Source organism: Flavobacteriales bacterium (assembly GCA_013214975.1).
Lineage (GTDB): Bacteria > Bacteroidota > Bacteroidia > DT-38 > DT-38 > DT-38.
This window is the reverse complement of record JABSPR010000206.1, coordinates 1-17057: the sequence shown is the minus strand read 5'-3', so window position 1 is coordinate 17057 and position 17057 is coordinate 1. Positions and strand designations below refer to the sequence as shown.

At 36.7% G+C, this 17057-nt stretch carries 20 protein-coding genes; 12 read left to right on the top strand and 8 right to left on the bottom strand.

What is annotated here, in order from left to right; translation table 11 throughout:
- On the bottom strand, window positions 1-395 hold a 395-nt coding region (locus tag HRT72_07105), incomplete at its 3' end, for an acyl-CoA thioesterase (GenBank protein ID NQY67474.1).
- A gap of 98 nt (window positions 396-493) precedes the next feature.
- Here HRT72_07105 and HRT72_07100 point away from each other — a divergent pair.
- Window positions 494-1018: a CopD family protein gene (locus HRT72_07100; protein ID NQY67473.1), complete on the top strand. Its 525-nt coding sequence runs from the start codon at window positions 494-496 to the stop codon at window positions 1016-1018.
- Here the strand turns inward: HRT72_07100 and HRT72_07095 are convergent.
- Together HRT72_07095 and kdsB are read right to left on the bottom strand one after the other, a co-directional pair.
- The gene (locus HRT72_07095; GenBank protein ID NQY67472.1) at window positions 1015-2043 is read right to left on the bottom strand and encodes an SPOR domain-containing protein; all 1029 of its coding nucleotides are present in this window, start codon (window positions 2041-2043) and stop codon (window positions 1015-1017) included. The two genes, HRT72_07100 and HRT72_07095, sit on opposite strands and share 4 nt — an antisense overlap.
- A gap of 56 nt (window positions 2044-2099) precedes the next feature.
- Window positions 2100-2807: a 3-deoxy-manno-octulosonate cytidylyltransferase gene (kdsB, locus tag HRT72_07090; GenBank protein ID NQY67471.1), complete on the bottom strand. Its 708-nt coding sequence runs from the start codon at window positions 2805-2807 to the stop codon at window positions 2100-2102.
- 80 nt (window positions 2808-2887) lie between these two features.
- Here kdsB and dprA point away from each other — a divergent pair, with 80 nt between their 5' ends.
- From dprA to frr, 9 genes are all read left to right on the top strand, one after another.
- The gene (gene dprA, locus HRT72_07085) at window positions 2888-3997 is read left to right on the top strand and encodes a DNA-protecting protein DprA (GenBank protein ID NQY67470.1); all 1110 of its coding nucleotides are present in this window, start codon (window positions 2888-2890) and stop codon (window positions 3995-3997) included.
- A gap of 79 nt (window positions 3998-4076) precedes the next feature.
- Entirely contained in the window at window positions 4077-5471 is a 1395-nt protein-coding gene (gene gdhA / locus HRT72_07080; GenBank protein ID NQY67469.1) for an NADP-specific glutamate dehydrogenase, read from the top strand.
- A 37-nt stretch (window positions 5472-5508) separates the two neighbouring features.
- The gene (kbl, locus tag HRT72_07075) at window positions 5509-6705 is read left to right on the top strand and encodes a glycine C-acetyltransferase (protein ID NQY67468.1); all 1197 of its coding nucleotides are present in this window, start codon (window positions 5509-5511) and stop codon (window positions 6703-6705) included.
- A 103-nt stretch (window positions 6706-6808) separates the two neighbouring features.
- On the top strand, window positions 6809-7264 hold the full coding sequence (gene rplM, locus HRT72_07070) for a 50S ribosomal protein L13 (GenBank protein NQY67467.1): 456 nt from the start codon (window positions 6809-6811) through the stop codon (window positions 7262-7264).
- 1 nt (window position 7265) lies between these two features.
- Window positions 7266-7652, top strand: a complete 387-nt coding sequence (gene rpsI / locus HRT72_07065) for a 30S ribosomal protein S9 (protein NQY67466.1) — start codon at window positions 7266-7268, stop codon at window positions 7650-7652.
- Between the two features lie 18 nt (window positions 7653-7670).
- Window positions 7671-8576, top strand: coding sequence for a 30S ribosomal protein S2 (gene rpsB, locus HRT72_07060; GenBank protein NQY67465.1), 906 nt, complete (start codon window positions 7671-7673; stop codon window positions 8574-8576).
- 36 nt (window positions 8577-8612) lie between these two features.
- The gene (locus HRT72_07055; protein NQY67464.1) at window positions 8613-9443 is read left to right on the top strand and encodes an elongation factor Ts; all 831 of its coding nucleotides are present in this window, start codon (window positions 8613-8615) and stop codon (window positions 9441-9443) included.
- A gap of 52 nt (window positions 9444-9495) precedes the next feature.
- Window positions 9496-10203, top strand: a complete 708-nt coding sequence (locus HRT72_07050) for a UMP kinase (protein ID NQY67463.1) — start codon at window positions 9496-9498, stop codon at window positions 10201-10203.
- A 10-nt stretch (window positions 10204-10213) separates the two neighbouring features.
- Entirely contained in the window at window positions 10214-10777 is a 564-nt protein-coding gene (frr, locus tag HRT72_07045) for a ribosome recycling factor (protein ID NQY67462.1), read from the top strand.
- 4 nt (window positions 10778-10781) lie between these two features.
- Here the strand turns inward: frr and purQ are convergent, their stop codons facing one another.
- Together purQ and HRT72_07035 are read right to left on the bottom strand one after the other, a co-directional pair.
- Window positions 10782-11459, bottom strand: coding sequence for a phosphoribosylformylglycinamidine synthase subunit PurQ (gene purQ, locus HRT72_07040; protein ID NQY67461.1), 678 nt, complete (start codon window positions 11457-11459; stop codon window positions 10782-10784).
- A gap of 38 nt (window positions 11460-11497) precedes the next feature.
- Window positions 11498-12475 (bottom strand): hypothetical protein, encoded by a 978-nt coding sequence (locus tag HRT72_07035; protein NQY67460.1) that lies wholly within the window; start codon window positions 12473-12475, stop codon window positions 11498-11500.
- Window positions 12476-12533: 58 nt separating this feature from the next.
- Here HRT72_07035 and HRT72_07030 point away from each other — a divergent pair, with 58 nt between their 5' ends.
- Entirely contained in the window at window positions 12534-12722 is a 189-nt protein-coding gene (locus HRT72_07030) for a hypothetical protein (GenBank protein NQY67459.1), read from the top strand.
- Window positions 12723-12751: 29 nt separating this feature from the next.
- Here the strand turns inward: HRT72_07030 and purD are convergent, their stop codons facing one another.
- The 3 genes from purD to lepA are packed head-to-tail and all read right to left on the bottom strand — an operon-like array spanning window position 12752 to window position 16614.
- Window positions 12752-14026 carry a phosphoribosylamine--glycine ligase gene (purD, locus tag HRT72_07025; GenBank protein NQY67458.1) on the bottom strand — a complete coding sequence of 425 codons (1275 nt, stop codon included), beginning with the start codon at window positions 14024-14026 and terminating at the stop codon, window positions 12752-12754.
- Window positions 14027-14036: 10 nt separating this feature from the next.
- Entirely contained in the window at window positions 14037-14780 is a 744-nt protein-coding gene (locus HRT72_07020) for a YebC/PmpR family DNA-binding transcriptional regulator (GenBank protein NQY67457.1), read from the bottom strand.
- 43 nt (window positions 14781-14823) lie between these two features.
- Window positions 14824-16614 carry an elongation factor 4 gene (gene lepA / locus HRT72_07015; GenBank protein NQY67456.1) on the bottom strand — a complete coding sequence of 597 codons (1791 nt, stop codon included), beginning with the start codon at window positions 16612-16614 and terminating at the stop codon, window positions 14824-14826.
- A 136-nt stretch (window positions 16615-16750) separates the two neighbouring features.
- Here lepA and HRT72_07010 point away from each other — a divergent pair.
- Window positions 16751-17057: hypothetical protein (locus HRT72_07010; GenBank protein NQY67455.1), on the top strand; the 307-nt coding region annotated here is incomplete at its 3' end.

Sequence of the window (17057 nt, the reverse complement as noted above, 5' to 3'; positions counted from 1 at the left end):
GTTTCAGGCAATAGTCCTGGAACCTTAGATGGTTTACCGTCATCACCCATTGCTACAAAACTATAAATTGCCTCATTCGTCTTGTGCCGACCTTTTTGAAATCGTTTTTCTACAAATACATCGATATACACTTCCAACGAAGTATTGAAAACACAAGAAACCTTGGCCTCAATTGTTACCACATCACCCATCCCTATAGGTTTATCAAAAGACACATTGTTAACTGCTGCAGTTACGCACACCGTTTCGCTATGCCTTGAAGCAGCTATTGCAGAAGCAACATCCATCCATAAAAGCAACTGCCCTCCCATCAGATTATTCAAGGCATTGGTATAATTTGGGAATACAAGTTCTGTTAATACAGCCTTACTTTCATCTGGTGTTTTTCCTTCCATTTTTGATCAGTTATATAGCAAATATATGGAATATGAAAATCGAGACTGTACTTGTTCAATATTATTTATACTACATTTAGATTTGAAATTTCAAGAACATGCTATACATCAAGGCTATCCATATAATATCCGTAGTAAGTTGGTTTGCTGGCCTCTTTTATTTGGTTCGTCTATTCATATATCATGTAGAAGCGGACGCATTTGAAGCGGAAAAGAAAAAAATATTACAGGATCAGTACGAATTGATGCAAAGTAGGTTATGGAAAATAATTACAGTACCGGCGTCTTTTATAACTATCGTAACAGGTTTATGGTTGATAAATGAATTTGGTTATTGGAATCAGCCTTGGATGCATATAAAATTAGGCTTCGTTTTTTGTCTCGTTGGATATCACCATATCTGCGGATCGATGATTAAACATTTGAAAAACAAAACGAAAAATTATTCTTCTAACAGACTTAGATTATGGAACGAGCTTGCAACCCTTTTACTCGTTACTATCATCTTTATAATTGAATTAAAAAGTACTCTAAATTGGATTTGGGGACTTTTAGGATTCGTCCTAATCGGACTGATTCTCTTCTTAGCGGTACGTATTTATAAGAGATACCGAAAATCTTAGTTGGTGAACAACCAAGCAGATTTATTAAAGTTTATTTGAACTACAAGCAAGTTGTACTCCGCCGCTTTCATGTCAGAATAACCTCCATAAGACACTCTATAAGACCCACTGGCACTTTGACCAACGATTAGTGCATCATAGCCAGCCTTTTTTAGCTTTTTCACCATCTTATCTGCGTTCTTTCTTTTACCAAAAGATCCACCAATAATATGGTACTTATCACTAATTGGAGCTGGAACCGCCTCGGAAACCTTGTGGTTTTCTCCCATAACCACCTCAGGCTCAAGACTCTCTATTACTACTTCAATAATTTTTTCTTCTTCAATAGGATCAGTAACATCAGCTTGCAATTCTATAGCTACCCCTTTCTTTGGTATTGATAATTCTTTCTGCGTATCAACCATTACCTCCATTGAAGACATTTCACCTGGCAACTTCACAGTACCATTAGATTGAAAGTAAGGAAGTGAAACGAACAATAACATTGGCACCGTTACAGCAGCAGCAGCTGCTGTAATAAACCATTTTTTAGACGGTGGTCTTTTCGAAGCGCCTTTTACAACTTGTAATTTTTTCTCGATTTTTAGAACTACGTTATCTCTAATAATTTTAGGCGAAGTGAACGATCCTAAACCAAATGCCGAAGCAAGATAATTCTGATTTTCATCTGCCAAAAAGCTTAGCCTCCCATTAGAATCTTTTGAAACTGTTCCAACACTTACTATATTAACTGAACCAATCGTATCTAACTGAACTTGGTACGCCTTTACGCCATCCGAAACAATCTCGTTTGCCTTTTTGTAATCAATAGATTTAAGTTGAGCAATGTGATTAATTAATAAGCCATCATTGGCTTTTAATTTCACATTAAAACTTAGTTGTTTAAAAGCCGGTTTAAATGCATCCTTCTCTTTGAGGATGGAGGCCGGACGAATATTAGCTACAATTCCACCAAAATCTGGAATTATAACACAGTCGTTGTCGTACAACAACTCTCCTACATAATCTCCTAATTCAATACTCATTCTTTGATTTTGATATAGCTAAATTAACGATTTCAACCGCAATAGTCTTTACCCAACTAGCTATATTTATCGAGATCTTCTTGGGTATCAATACCACTTGACTCATATTCAGTTATTGCCAGCTGAATAGAAAAATCATTATCTAACCACCTCAACTGCTCAAGTTTGTTTTCTAATTCACGGAAAGACGGTTTTAGTTTTACTAGCTCTTCTAATACCGAAGACTTGTAACCATAAATTCCTATGTGTTTGAAATATTTCTCTTTGTTATTTACTGTATTAGAAATTGCGGAACGAGAAAAGTCAGCTGCTGTGCCATTCTCCCCAAATAAAACTTTAGGTACATTCTCGTTTTCGATCTCTGCCTCATCCTCTATCAATTTACAAAGAGTACCTATCTGAGTAGAAGAACGTGAAATACATTCTGCCAATTCATCAATTTGCTCTGGATGAATAAAAGGCTCATCACCTTGGATATTGATTACAGCATCGAATTCTTCGTTATTTTTTTGATATGCTTCAAAACATCTGTCTGTTCCACTCGGATGATCAGGTGAAGTCATCACTACTTTTCCGTCGAAAGATTTCACGTGGTCAAATATTCGCTCATCATCGGTTGCTACTATTACATCACTTAAAGAAACTGATTGCCTTGCTTGCTCATAAACACGTTGAATTATCGATTTGCCTTGAATTATTTTCAACGGCTTACCTGGCAGTCTTGTCGATGCGAATCGAGATGGGATTACTCCAATAATTTTCATGATTGATTTTGTAGTATGCTTAAAACGAAGATAAAACTTTAAAACAACTTCAGTATTTTTGCACTTCACATTTCAGTCACATGGCATCTCTCGATTATCACAGCCTTTTATTCCAAATTCGTCTTAGCTTAATCCCTAGAATAGGTAGCCTCAACGCTAAAAAACTAGTTTCCTATTTAGGAAGTACCGAAGCTGTCTTTCACGAGACAAAAAAATCTTTAGTTAAAATTCCAGGGATAGGAGATCATACAGCCAACTCTATTATCTCTGCAAAAGGAATAAAGCGAGCTGAACAAGAGATTGAATTTATTTCTAAAAATGAGATTAAGCCATTATTCTATTTAGATGATGACTACCCATATCGACTTAAGAATTGTGATGACGGACCAATTTTGCTTTTTTATAAAGGGAAGATGGATCTAAACAAGTCGAAGATGATTAGCATAGTAGGCACCCGGAATGCAACATCCGAAGGAAAAAAATCGTGTGAAGAATTAATCGAAAATTTAACAAAACACAATTGTTCTGTTACAAGTGGGTTAGCATATGGAGTAGACATTTGTGCGCACAAAGCTTGCGTTAAGAATAAACTAGAAACTATCGGAGTAGTAGCACATGGTTTAGATAGATTGTATCCAAATGCTCACAAAAATACAGCAGAGAAAATGTTAGAAAACGGTGGAATTATAACTGAGTTTCTAAGCACTACCAACCCCGATCGAGAAAACTTTCCTAAAAGGAATCGGATTATTGCGGGACTCACAGATGCCACCATTGTAATCGAGTCGGGTCCTAGAGGAGGATCGCTCATTACTGCTGATATTGCTAATTCGTACGACCGAGAAGTATTTGCATATCCCGGAAAATCAACTGACGAAATGTCGACGGGGTGCAATTGGCTAATAAAGAAACATCAAGCATTTCTTATGGAAGACATAAGAGATTTAGAATTCACAATGCAATGGGAAGCCGAGAACCCTCTAACCAATAATGAAATTGAAATTCCATATAACCCATCGGAAGAAGAAATGCATCTACTTACGATAATAAAAAAAGAAAAAAAAATACACATCGACGATTTAGTAATGCGAAGTGGATTTGCAATGAGTACGATCTCATCCATTTTATTAAATCTCGAATTTGCTGGACAAGTTATTCATCTACCGGGTAAAATTTATACAACGAATTAAGTTAGAACAACGTAAACCTTTCTTTGAACAAAATTTTACTATTTTTAGTACTGCATAACAATCAGATAAAGAAGATATTATGACTGCCTTGAAAGAAAAAAAATCTCCTTCTCACCAAAACAATGGCGTATCAAAAGATACTAGCAAACTCGAAAAATTCATGCTAGCAGTATCAAAACAGAATCCTGGGGAACCAGAATTTGTGCAAGCTGTACATGAAGTAGCGGAGACTATACTACCATTCATCGACAAAAACCCAAAGTATAAGAAAGCTAAAATCTTAGAAAGAATCTGTGAACCGGAGAGAGTAATTATTTTTCGAGTTCCATGGTTGGATGACAAAGGCGAATTTCAAATAAACAGAGGATTCCGAATACAAATGAATAGTGCCATTGGTCCTTATAAAGGTGGATTACGTTTTCATCCAACGGTAAACCTTGGTGTACTAAAATTTTTGGCGTTCGAACAAGTATTCAAAAACAGTTTAACTACTCTCTCAATGGGAGGAGGTAAAGGGGGTTCTGATTTTGATCCAAAAGGAAAATCAGATAATGAGATTATGAGATTTTGTCAAAGTTTTATGACCGAATTATCTCGTTACATAGGGCCCGAGACAGATGTACCTGCTGGTGACATTGGTGTAGGTGGTCGAGAAATCGGTTTTCTATTTGGTCAGTATAAAAGAATAAGTAATGAATTTACTGGCGTACTTACTGGTAAAGCAATCGCGTTTGGAGGTAGTCTAATAAGACCAGAAGCAACTGGTTACGGAGCTGTTTATTTTACGTCCGAAATGCTAGCTACAAGAGGGAAAACATTACACAGGCTTGTTGTCGCAATATCAGGATCTGGCAATGTTGCACAATTTGCTGCTGAAAAATGCATCGAATTAGGCGCCACAGTGGTTACTATGTCAGACTCTTCCGGATATATATATGATGAATCTGGTATAACCAAGCCTAAACTAAATTATCTAAAGAAACTAAAGAATGTAACGAGAGGGCGGATAAAAGAATATGCAGATAAGTACCACTGCAAATTTATTCCAAATAAAAAGCCGTGGGAAGTAAAATGTGATGTGGCGTTGCCCTGTGCTACACAAAATGAATTGGATAAGAAATCAGCTCAACTACTCATTAAAAATGGTTGTAAGACTGTGGCTGAAGGAGCCAATATGCCTTGCACACCTGATGCAGTCGAAACATTTATCAAAGAGAAAATTTTATTTGGTCCTGGAAAGGCCGCAAATGCTGGTGGCGTTTCTGTATCTGGCTTAGAAATGAGTCAGAACTCCCTTAAACTTAGTTGGACAAGTGAAGAGGTTGATACTAAATTAAAGGACCTCATGAAAGAGATTCATAGCACGTGTGTTAAACATGGTGCGGAAGAAAATTTCATTAATTACGTGAAAGGTGCTAATTTAGGCGGCTTCGTAAAAGTTGCAGACGCTATGCTAGCACAAGGTTTAGTGTAGAGTCTGCTTTTAAAGCATTCAAACACAACCTAATATTATGTACGGAAAGTTTCAAAGTTTCCTCCAAGAGGAGCTTGCTTCAATTAAAGAATCTGGATTATATAAGTCCGAAAGAATAATTACCACTCCTCAAGGAGCAGATATTAAAGTAAGTACTGGGGAAGAGGTTACTAATTTCTGTGCGAATAATTATCTAGGACTTTCTTCTCATCCTAAATTAATCGAGGCTGCAAAGCGAACACTAGATACACAAGGTTATGGGATGTCTTCCGTTCGTTTTATATGCGGAACACAAGACATACATAAAGAACTAGAAGGGAAAATCGCAGAATTTTTAGGTACAGAAGATACTATACTATACGCCGCTTGCTTTGATGCGAATGGTGGAGTATTTGAAACATTGATGGGTCCAGAAGATGCTATTATCTCTGATGAACTAAACCATGCATCTATAATAGATGGTGTGCGATTATGTAAAGCACAACGATTCCGTTACAAGAATTCGAACATGGAGGATTTAGAGAAACAACTTCAAGATGCCCAAGGAGCCCGCCACCGATTAATAGTCACCGATGGCGTATTCTCAATGGATGGATATATCGCCAAGCTGGATCAAATATGTGATTTGGCAGAAAAATACGATGCACTCGTAATGGTTGATGATAGTCACTCTACCGGTTTTATGGGAGCAACAGGTCGTGGAACTCATGAACACTGTGGTGTAATGGGACGAATTGACATCATTACTTCAACAATGGGCAAGGCTCTAGGTGGTGCAATGGGTGGTTTTACTTCTGGCAAGAAAGAGATCATCGATATGCTAAGACAACGTTCTAGACCATATTTATTTTCAAACTCTCTCGCCCCTTCAATTGTTGGTGGTACTATAGAAGTGTTAAACTTGCTAAATGAATCTACTTCATTACGAGACAAATTAGAGGAGAACACTGCATACTTTAGAAGTAAAATGGATGAAGTAGGCTTCGATATTAGAGAAGGAGTACATCCGATTGTACCCATAATGTTGTACGATGCAAAAATTGCACAAGAGTTTGCTAGTCGACTTCTAAAAGAAGGAATATATGTAATTGGATTCTTCTATCCAGTTGTACCAAAAGACCTTGCGAGAATCAGAGTTCAAATTTCAGCAGGTCATGATAGAGAGCATTTAGACAAGGCGATCGCAGCGTTTACAAAAGTTGGAACAGAATTAGAAGTTATCAACAAAAAGTAGCCTTATAAGTTGGGTCATTCCAAAAATAAGTTCTAACTTCGCCGTCCCTTTAAAAACAGGGTATTAAAAAGCCGCAATAGGCTTAACAGATACATTCAAAAAAATGAGTGATTTAAGTTATAAAACAATATCAGCAAATAAAGCTACTACGAATAGAGAGTGGTTACTTATTGATGCTGAAAACGAAGTACTTGGAAGATTAGCTTCCAAAGTTGCCAATCTGATTCGTGGCAAACACAAAACTAATTATACGCCTCACGTTGCTTGTGGAGACAAAGTTGTAATTATCAACGCTGATAAAATCAAACTTACTGGTAAAAAGTGGAGCGATAAGACTTATATCAGTCACACAGGATATCCTGGTGGACAACGAGAAATCACTGCTGAAAAGTTGATGGAAAAAAATCCTATTAAAATGGTAGAAAAAGCTGTTAAAGGAATGCTTCCAAAAAATATTTTAGGTGCTGAACTATACAGACAACTATATGTATATAGTGGTTCAGAGCATAAGCAGGAAGCTCGTAAGCCAAGAACAATAGATTTAAAATCAGTAAGATAGTATGGAAGCAGTTAACGCATTAGGCCGAAGAAAAACTTCAGTAGCACGTGTTTATTTGACACCAGGGAAGGGTAAAATCGTTGTCAACAAAAAGGACTTGAAGGTTTATTTCCCTACAGCCGTTTTGCAAAACAAAGTTAGTTTTCCTCTTACTGTTGTTGATTTAGCAAAAAAAATGGACGTTAATATAAACGTTAAAGGTGGTGGTATTAATGGTCAAGCCGAAGCTATTCAGTTAGGTATTTCTAGAGCACTTGTTGCAATTAGTGAAGACAATAAACCTAATCTTAAGGCAGAAAGACTATTGAAAAGAGATCCAAGAATGGTTGAAAGAAAGAAACCGGGTCGAAGAAAAGCAAGAAAGAAATCTCAATTTAGCAAGCGTTAAGCACTATCTAGAAGCAGTATGGCAAGAACAAACTATAAAGAATTACTTGAGGCAGGTGTACATTTTGGTCACCTTAAAAGAAAGTGGAATCCTAAAATGTCTCCGTACATTTTCATGGAAAGAAAAGGTATTCATATAATAGACCTTAATAAAACCGTTGCTAAATTAGATGAAGCTTGTGCTGCTCTAAAACAAATAGCAAAATCTGGCAAAAAAGTTCTTTTTGTTGCTACAAAAAAGCAAGCGAAAGAAATTATTGCTGAGAAAATCGGCGCGGTTAACATGCCGTATGTAACTGAAAGATGGCCTGGAGGAATGCTAACTAACTTTTCTACTATTAGAAAAGCAATTAGAAAGATGGCTACTATCGACAAGTTGGTTCATGAAGAAAAATTTAAAAGTATTTCTAAGAAAGAGCGATTGATGATTATTCGTCAAAGAGCTAAATTGGAAAAAGACTTTGGTAGCATTACTGGACTTACAAGATTACCTGCAGCAATCTTTATTGTCGATATAACAAAAGAACACATTGCTCTTGCAGAATCTAAAAAACTTAACCTGGTAACATTCGCATTAACAGATACTAATAGTGATCCTACTTCTGTAGATTTCGCAATACCTGCTAATGATGATTCAACAAAGTCTATCACGAAATTGATGGATATCGTTTCAAACGCTATTAAGGAAGGATTGTCTGAAAGAAGTGTAGATAAAGAAAGTTCTGACAAGCCAAAGAAGAGAATAGAGAAGAAAGAAGAAGCTCCTAAAGCTGCTGCACCAGTAAAAGATGAACTTAAGACTGAAACAGTAGAAAAAAAGGAAGCGCCTAAGAAAAAAGCTGCTACTAAGAAGCCTGTTGCTAAAACTACTGCTCCTAAAAAAGCAGACAAAAAAGACGCTCCAAGTAAAGAAGCAAAGGCATAACAGCCACTCTAGTTACATTTTAAATTTTATTAAGACATGGCAATTACAGCAAGTCAAGTAAACGAGCTTAGACAAAAGTCTGGCGCAGGAATGATGGATTGTAAAAACGCATTGGTTGAGGCTAACGGCGATTATGAAAAAGCAATCGATTTTCTTAGAAAGAAAGGACAGAAAGTTGCAGCTAAAAGAGGTGACAAAGATGCATCTGAAGGTTTAGTTTTAGCTAAAACAAGTGCTGATGGTAGTAAAGGGATCATTATGATTCTAAACTGCGAAACTGATTTCGTTGCTAAAAATGATTCATTCGGAGCATTTGCAAACGAAATTTTAGAAACAGCAGTTGAGAATGGTTCAATGAATGCTGCAGAACTAATGGCTTCTACTCTTCTTAATGGTTCGCAATCAGTTCAAGAAAGAATTACAGAAGAGATAGGTAAAGTAGGCGAGAAAATCGAAGTATCAAGATTAGAGCTTCACGTTTCTCCAAAAGTTTGCGCCTATAATCATCCTGGAAACAGAATAGCTTCAATTGTAGCACTAAGTAATGCTGGCGAACTTGACGAGGCAGGAAGAGATGTTGCAATGCAAATTGCAGCGATGTCTCCTATAGCTATCGATAAAGACGATGTAGAGCAAAGTATTATTGATAGAGAAATAGCAGTAGGTAAAGAACAAGCAAAAGAATCTGGTAAGCCAGAAGAAATGCTTGAGAAAATTGCCATGGGTAAGCTTGGCAAGTTCTACAAAGAGAACACTTTACTCAATCAAGCTTTTATTAAAGACAATAAGAAATCTGTAGGGCAGTTCCTGACAGACATTGAGTCTGGCTTAACGGTCAGTTCTTTTAAAAGAATGGCATTGGATTAAAAAAGAGAGAGAGAATTTATTCTCTCTTTTTTTTTGTCTTATTTTTAAGTTTATGAAGTACAAAAGGATTCTACTAAAGCTGAGTGGTGAGGCGCTCATGGGTGATCAACAATTTGGTATTGATAACAACAAACTAAAACTCTATGCTGAGGAAATTAAAAGCATAGTAGATCTTGGGCTAGAAGTAGCTATCGTTATCGGAGGAGGAAATATATTCAGAGGAGTTCAAGCGGAAGAAGGTGGAATGGAGAGAACTCAAGGAGACTACATGGGTATGCTAGCTACAATGATCAATAGCATGGCATTACAGAGTTCTCTAGAAATATTAGATGTTAATACAAGGCTTATGTCAGCCATAAAAATGGAACAAATAGCAGAACCATTTATAAGAAGAAAGGCAGTTCGTCACCTTGAGAAAGGACGAGTTGTAATATTCGGCGCGGGTACAGGAAACCCATATTTCACCACAGACACAGCAGCAAGTTTAAGAGCCATAGAAGTAGAAGCGGATGTAATCGTTAAAGGAACCAAAGTTGATGGTATCTATACGTCGGACCCTATGAAAAATAGCGACGCAACGAAATACGAAACAATCAGCTTCAAGGAAGTATATGAAAAAGGACTTAACGTAATGGATATGACTTCTTTTACCTTGTGTAAAGAGAACAAGTTGCCTATTATTGTTTTTGATATTAATGTGAAGGGCAACTTGCTAAAAGTTGTAGAAGGAGAATCTATAGGAACAATTGTAGAAGTATAAAATTATTATTGTGGAAGACGAATTAGAAATGATATTCGATGACGTACAAGATCAAATGCGTCGTACTATGAGCAGTTTAGAAACAGAATTGTCAAAAATCCGAGCGGGTAAAGCCACTCCTTCAATGCTCGATAGCGTCTTTGTAGATTACTATGGTTCGCAAACACCGCTGAATCAAGTAGCCAATGTTAATACACCAGATGGCAGAACGATATCCATCCAACCATGGGAAAAAGAAATGTTAGAGCCCATCGAAAAAGGTATTATGCATGCTAATCTAGGTTTGAATCCTCAAAACAATGGTGAACTAATTATGATTAGCGTTCCAATGTTAACGGAAGAAAGAAGAAGGGAGCTAGTTAAACAAAGTAAAGCTGAAGGCGAGAATTCTAAAGTAAGTATCCGAAACGCTCGTAAAGATGCAAATGAGATGATTAAGAAGCTTAAAGCAGACGGATTATCCGAAGACAGCGCAAAAGATTCCGAAGATCAAATACAAAACTACACGAACGAGTACACCAAAAAATGTGAACGTTTTGTCGAGCTTAAAGAGATCGACATCATGAAGGTTTAGGAAACTAAACTATCGACTCAAAAAGAGCCTTGCCGTCAATATTAAGTAGATCTAAATCTGCAGCTCTTTCAGGGTGAGGCATCATTCCAAATACATTCTTTCCAGCATTACAAACACCAGCTATGTTCTCTAACGAGCCATTTGGATTCGATTCCGGAGTAACATCTCCATTCTCATCGCAATACCTAAATAGTATCTGATCGTTCTTCTTAAGGTCCGCGAGACCATCTTCATTGATAAAATACCTACCCTCACCATGAGCAATGGGAATCTTTAATGCCTTATCAGCTTCAACCTTTGATGTGACTTTAGAATCTGTGTTTACAACCTTTAAGTGAACATTCTTACAGTTAAACTTTTGATTGTTGTTATGAAGTAGAGCGCCGGGAAGTAGACCAGCCTCACACAATATTTGAAAGCCATTACAAACTCCCATCAAGTAACCACCATTATTAGCGTGTTCTACAACTGATTTCATAATTGGAGAAAATCGTGCGATAGCACCAGATCTCAAATAGTCCCCATACGAAAACCCACCAGGCAAAACGATAAAATCACACCCCTGAAGGTCTTCAACTTTATGCCACAACTTAATTGTCTCTTGTCCCATAATTGTTTCAAGAACATGTATCATGTCATGATCACAATTTGAACCGGGAAATACTACTACACCAAATTTCATGAGCCAAATTTAATTCTTAATCCCGAAATCAACATCAATTAAATTCCAGATATATGATTATATATTAACGAACATATCAACAACACAAATATTATTTCCGACAACCACTTTCTTTTTGCAAATAAGAAGAAGTTGGTGAAATAAATAGAGAGAGGAATAGCAAGAAACAGGAAATACTTAATCGAGTACGATTGTGCTAAGAAGATGGAAGCCACTGAAAAAATAAAAAACCCAATTAGTACACTTAATATTCTTTTGGTATTTATACTACTACTCGACAGCCCTCTATAAAGCTTTCTGAAAGACATCACGGTCATAAAGAATAGTATAGCAATTGGTACATAGTATTGAGATTCGTTAATGTGAAATTGTTGTTTATGGTATATTGGATTCCACACAATATCAAACCAAAACCTTTCTATGCCTTCTATCCAAAAATAGTAACACAATAAAAATGCAAATGGGATAGCAACGCCAATTACACAGATTAATCGTTCTCTTAAATTGCTTCTACGAAGAAAAACTAAGCAATACATAATAAACATGGAGAAAATAATAGCTGGGAAATAAATGATAGAGGCTATTCCTATCAACACACTTGCATCAAATACATTTGGTAAAAAACCATCCTCCGTATCAATGTTAAACATTTTACTCAAGGCCAGAATTAAAAATAAGTTCGCAATAATTATTGGATTGAGATAGAGCATTGCCGGGAAACTACTCATAAGCACTACATACAAAAGAGCCGGTAAATATGAATTCTTGCTATATACTTTTTTTGACATCACAACCTTGTTTAATAAGATTGCTTCAATGAAAATCAAGAACATTGCTAGTACTCTTGATACATAAGAATTACTAAACAAGTTTTGAACCTGTTCGTACAAAAGCATATCAACAGAAATCGAATTGTATTCCACATTGATAAATGAAAAGACCCAAAATCCTATTACGAATACAGGCAATATGAATATTGCTCGATGATTGTCTGACTTAAAAAAATCAATTATCATAATAGAATTGCTGAGATAATATTTAAATTTATAACCAAATTACAATAACGACATTATTATGAGCTTGTTTACTGAAATCATGAATACCATAGGAGAATTAGCATTGGCATCTTTTGCACCTATTGATATGTTGGGAAACGCACCTAACGTGGCAATAATCATAGTAGGGTTTGCTTTATTGGTTATGTGGGTTGGCATCATGAGAAAATACACAGCTGAGGCAAAAAAGAATGGCACTATAGAATAAAGCCATATTTACTACTTCCATTTGATTCTTTAAAGATCAAATCCAATATCCTTTCTAAAATATTTTCCTTCGAATGATATCTTTTCAGAAACATGAAACGATTCTTTCAATGCAACATCGTGGTTTGAACCTAATGATGTAACAGCTATAACTCTGCCTCCATTAGTAAGCAATCTGCCATTGTCCTTTTTCGTACCTGCATGAAATATTAGGCTTTTAGCTGCATCGTTATCAACTCCTATAATTTCAATTCCTTTTTCATAAGATCCAGGATATCCACCCGAAACCAACATCACCGTTGTAGCCGAATCCGAAATGATTTCTAACTCCACATCATCCAACTTACCTTCACCTACTTCTATAAATAGTTTTAATAAGTCTGATTTAATTCTAGGAAGCACTACTTCTGTCTCAGGATCACCTAACCTCACATTGTACTCTATCACGAATGGATCATTCTCTACGATCATTAAACCAATAAATAGGAATCCTTTAAATGGGATGTCTTCTTCTTTTAATCCCTCCACTGATGGAATAACGATGCGCTCTTCTATTTTTTTTGATAGCTTATCGTCTAAGAAAGGAACCGGAGAAACTGCCCCCATTCCGCCTGTATTTAAACCTGTGTCTCCTTCTCCTATTCGCTTGTAATCTTTTGCCGATGGAAATATTTTATATCCACTCCCGTCGGTTAAGACAAAAACAGAAAGTTCAATCCCATCTAAATATTGATCAATAACTACTTTCTCACTGGCGTCTCCAAACTTTCTGCTTTCCAGCATTTCTCTTAGTTCGGCTTTAGCCTCCTCAAGATCATCTAAGATTAGCACACCCTTACCGGCTGCTAGTCCATCTGCTTTTAGCACATATGGAGCCGACATTGTTCCTAAAAACGCTATTCCCTCTTCAATGTTATCCGCTGTGAATCCTGCATAAGCTGCCGTTGGAATATCATGTCTTTTCATGAAATTTTTTGAATACTCCTTACTTCCTTCAAGCTGTGCACCCTCTTTTTGTGGACCAATTACATGAACATGCTTTATTGCATCATCGTCTAAAAAGAAGTCGTGAATACCATTAACAAGTGGGTCTTCTGGTCCTACAACCACCATCCCAATACTATTAGACAAAACAAATTGTTTGATCCGATCAAATTCTTCTACTTGAATATCCACATTGGTTCCATGTGCATCTGTACCCCCGTTACCTGGAGCAATAAAAAGATCTGACAGAAGAGGGCTTTGTGATAACTTCCATGCCAACGCATGTTCTCTACCACCCGAACCAAGTATTAATACATTCATTGAAATAATATTAGGATAAGGAGGCCATCAATTCATCCGAAAGCTCCATGTTATGAAATACATTCTGAACATCATCGTCTTCCTCTAAAGCATCGATCAAGCTCATTACTTTTTGTGCATTTTCAGCATCTACCTCCACTAACTCGCCAGCAATTCTTTCCACTTCAGAAGAATCAACTTCGGCACCAAGGTCTTCTAATTTACTTTGCATCTTGCCATAATCCTCAAGAGCTGTAGTAATATTAAATATTCCTTCTTCCAATTCTACTTCTTCCGCTCCAGCGTCAATAACTTCCATCATAAAGTCATCTTCCGTCCAATTACCTTGCTGCACTGCAAAAACTCCTTTTCGGCTAAACAGGTAATCGATAGAACCAGAGACACCCATGTTACCTCCTTGTTTTCCAAAAACCGCCCGTACATTACTTACCGTTCGGTTAATATTATCCGTTAAGCATTCTACAAATACCGCTATTCCACCTGCAGCATACCCTTCGTAAGTTGATTCTTGGTAGCTCGCAGAGTCTTTATCGGAAGCTTTACTAATGGCCCGATTTACAATATCCTTAGGCATGTTAACGCCTTTACCATTTTGAATAGCTAACCTTAATCTCGCATTTGCTTCTTGATCTGGGCCGCCTTCTTTTATCGCGATGTTAATTTCCTTAACGATTTTCGAAAATACTTTTGATCTCTTTGCATCCGTCGCGGCTTTCTTTCGCTTTATCGTTGCCCATTTACTATGTCCAGACATGGTTAATTCTCTTTAATTGTGTTCTACTGAAAGTAATAAAAATTTAATCGTTGAGCTTAAGAACCGCTAAAAATGCAGACTGCGGAACCTCTACATTACCAACTTGACGCATTCTTTTCTTTCCTTTCTTCTGCTTTTCCAAGAGTTTTCTTTTTCGAGAGATATCACCACCGTAGCATTTTGCAGTAACGTCTTTCCGTAAAGCTTTAACCGTTTCTCTGGAGATGACTTTAGCACCTAAAGAAGCTTGGATCGCAATATCAAACTGTTGACGAGGTATTAGTTCCTTCAATTTTGCACATACTTTTTTACCTATCCCGTATGCATTGTCTCTGTGAATTAAGATTGATAATGCATCTACCCCTTCTCCATTCAACAAAATATCCATCTTAACCAATTTAGATTCCTTGTATTCAATTGGGTAATAATCGAATGAAGCATATCCACGTGAAACCGATTTTAACTTATCATAAAAATCAAAGACGATTTCGCCAAGAGGCATAATGAAAGCCAACTCAACTCTATCGGCAGTTAAATAAACCTGATTCTGAAATTCTCCTCTTTTCTCAATGCAAAGGCTCATTATCGGACCAACGTAATCCACTTTAGTAATCACTTTAGCAGAAATATATGGTTCCTCAACTTTATCTAATATCCCTGGATCTGGCAAATCGGATGGGTTATTAACGATCACCTTTTCGCCTCTTGTAGTATATGCTATATAGGACACATTGGGAATTGTTGCAATTACCATCATATCGAATTCTCTTTCTAACCGCTCTTGAATTATATCCATATGGAGCATTCCAAGAAATCCACATCGAAAACCAAAACCTAATGCCATAGATGTTTCGTAATCGAAAGTTAACGAAGCATCGTTTAGCTGTAGTTTTTCCATAGACACTTTCAATTCTTCGTAATCATTACTATCAACAGGATAAATACCTGCGAATACCATTGGCTTAACATCTTCAAAACCATCAATTGCAAGTTCGCATTCTCGATCTCTATGCGTAATTGTATCTCCTACTTTAACTTCTTTCGCTTCTTTTATTCCTGAGATGATATACCCTACATCTCCAGCACTAACAAAAGGTCGTTTTTCTTGTTCTAGTTTTAAAACGCCTACCTCATCCGCAATATATTCTTTCCCTGTAGCAACAAATTTTACTCTATCTCCTTTTCTAATAACGCCATTCTCAACTTTAAAGTAAGCGATGATTCCTCTAAATGAATTGAAGACAGAATCAAAAATAAGGGCTTGTAATGGCTCATCTGGGCTTCCTTTTGGGGCAGGAACTCTATCAATAACCGCTTGCAAAATCGCTTCAACCCCCATGCCTGTTTTACCACTTGCAGGGATTACATCTTCCGCCTTACAACCAATTAAGTCTATAATTTGATCCGTTACCTCTTCTGGCATGGCAGCATCCATGTCCATTTTATTTAATATCGGAATGATCTCTAAATCATGATCAATCGCCAAATAAAGATTAGAAATCGTTTGAGCCTGAATTCCTTGCGTTGCATCTACTATAAGTAATGCACCTTCACAAGCAGCTATAGATCGAGACACTTCGTAAGAAAAATCAACGTGACCAGGAGTATCTATTAAATTGAATAAATATTCTACACCATCCTTTTTATAATTCATTTGGATGGCATGACTTTTAATTGTAATGCCTCTTTCTCTCTCCAAATCCATATTATCGAGAACCTGATTTTGACTGTCTCGCTCACTAACCGTTTTTGTTATTTCTAACAACCGATCGGCTAATGTGCTTTTCCCATGGTCGATATGGGCAATAATGCAAAAATTTCTGATGTTTTTCATATGTTGCAAAGCTACAGGTTTTGGCCCTATTTGTTCTAAAAACTAAGGCATAAAGAACAAAACAGATTGGCTTGTTTCTTAGGCATTTTCACTTTATTCTGTAACTTTGGTATATATGGGGCGTAATTTAAAATTAATGCACAAGCCAAAGCATAACATTTCTTATAAAGCAGGTCTTCTCCTAATAGGCTTTTTATTCTCTTTTGGAGTTGTAAAAGCCAATCATATCATGGAGCTCAGTTTGAGTTATACTCATGTTTCTGGAACATTATATGATATATCTGCGGTTGCTACTTTCGCATGTGAGTCTGAAGGAAATGCAGATCCCTTTTTAGTAGTTTACGATACTTCCAGTTGTACTGCTGGTTTAAACCCCATTATTCTTACTCAAGATAATATTGTTGTGAGAAATAGATCTTGTATTTCTGGTGTAACAACTTGTG

What these genes read in the sequence shown, in the direction of transcription:
- purQ (NQY67461.1), bottom strand. Translation starts at nt 11,459, where the DNA reads ATGAAATTTGGTGTAGTAGTATTTCCCGGTTCAAATTGTGATCATGAC.
- HRT72_07100 (NQY67473.1), top strand. Translation starts at nt 494, where the DNA reads ATGCTATACATCAAGGCTATCCATATAATATCCGTAGTAAGTTGGTTT.
- dprA (NQY67470.1), top strand. Translation starts at nt 2,888, where the DNA reads ATGGCATCTCTCGATTATCACAGCCTTTTATTCCAAATTCGTCTTAGC.
- gdhA (NQY67469.1), top strand. Translation starts at nt 4,077, where the DNA reads ATGACTGCCTTGAAAGAAAAAAAATCTCCTTCTCACCAAAACAATGGC.
- HRT72_07020 (NQY67457.1), bottom strand. Translation starts at nt 14,780, where the DNA reads ATGTCTGGACATAGTAAATGGGCAACGATAAAGCGAAAGAAAGCCGCG.
- rplM (NQY67467.1), top strand. Translation starts at nt 6,809, where the DNA reads ATGAGTGATTTAAGTTATAAAACAATATCAGCAAATAAAGCTACTACG.
- HRT72_07055 (NQY67464.1), top strand. Translation starts at nt 8,613, where the DNA reads ATGGCAATTACAGCAAGTCAAGTAAACGAGCTTAGACAAAAGTCTGGC.
- kbl (NQY67468.1), top strand. Translation starts at nt 5,509, where the DNA reads ATGTACGGAAAGTTTCAAAGTTTCCTCCAAGAGGAGCTTGCTTCAATT.
- purD (NQY67458.1), bottom strand. Translation starts at nt 14,026, where the DNA reads ATGAATGTATTAATACTTGGTTCGGGTGGTAGAGAACATGCGTTGGCA.
- HRT72_07030 (NQY67459.1), top strand. Translation starts at nt 12,534, where the DNA reads ATGAGCTTGTTTACTGAAATCATGAATACCATAGGAGAATTAGCATTG.
- lepA (NQY67456.1), bottom strand. Translation starts at nt 16,614, where the DNA reads ATGAAAAACATCAGAAATTTTTGCATTATTGCCCATATCGACCATGGG.
- HRT72_07035 (NQY67460.1), bottom strand. Translation starts at nt 12,475, where the DNA reads ATGATAATTGATTTTTTTAAGTCAGACAATCATCGAGCAATATTCATA.
- kdsB (NQY67471.1), bottom strand. Translation starts at nt 2,807, where the DNA reads ATGAAAATTATTGGAGTAATCCCATCTCGATTCGCATCGACAAGACTG.
- HRT72_07050 (NQY67463.1), top strand. Translation starts at nt 9,496, where the DNA reads ATGAAGTACAAAAGGATTCTACTAAAGCTGAGTGGTGAGGCGCTCATG.
- HRT72_07095 (NQY67472.1), bottom strand. Translation starts at nt 2,043, where the DNA reads ATGAGTATTGAATTAGGAGATTATGTAGGAGAGTTGTTGTACGACAAC.
- rpsB (NQY67465.1), top strand. Translation starts at nt 7,671, where the DNA reads ATGGCAAGAACAAACTATAAAGAATTACTTGAGGCAGGTGTACATTTT.
- rpsI (NQY67466.1), top strand. Translation starts at nt 7,266, where the DNA reads ATGGAAGCAGTTAACGCATTAGGCCGAAGAAAAACTTCAGTAGCACGT.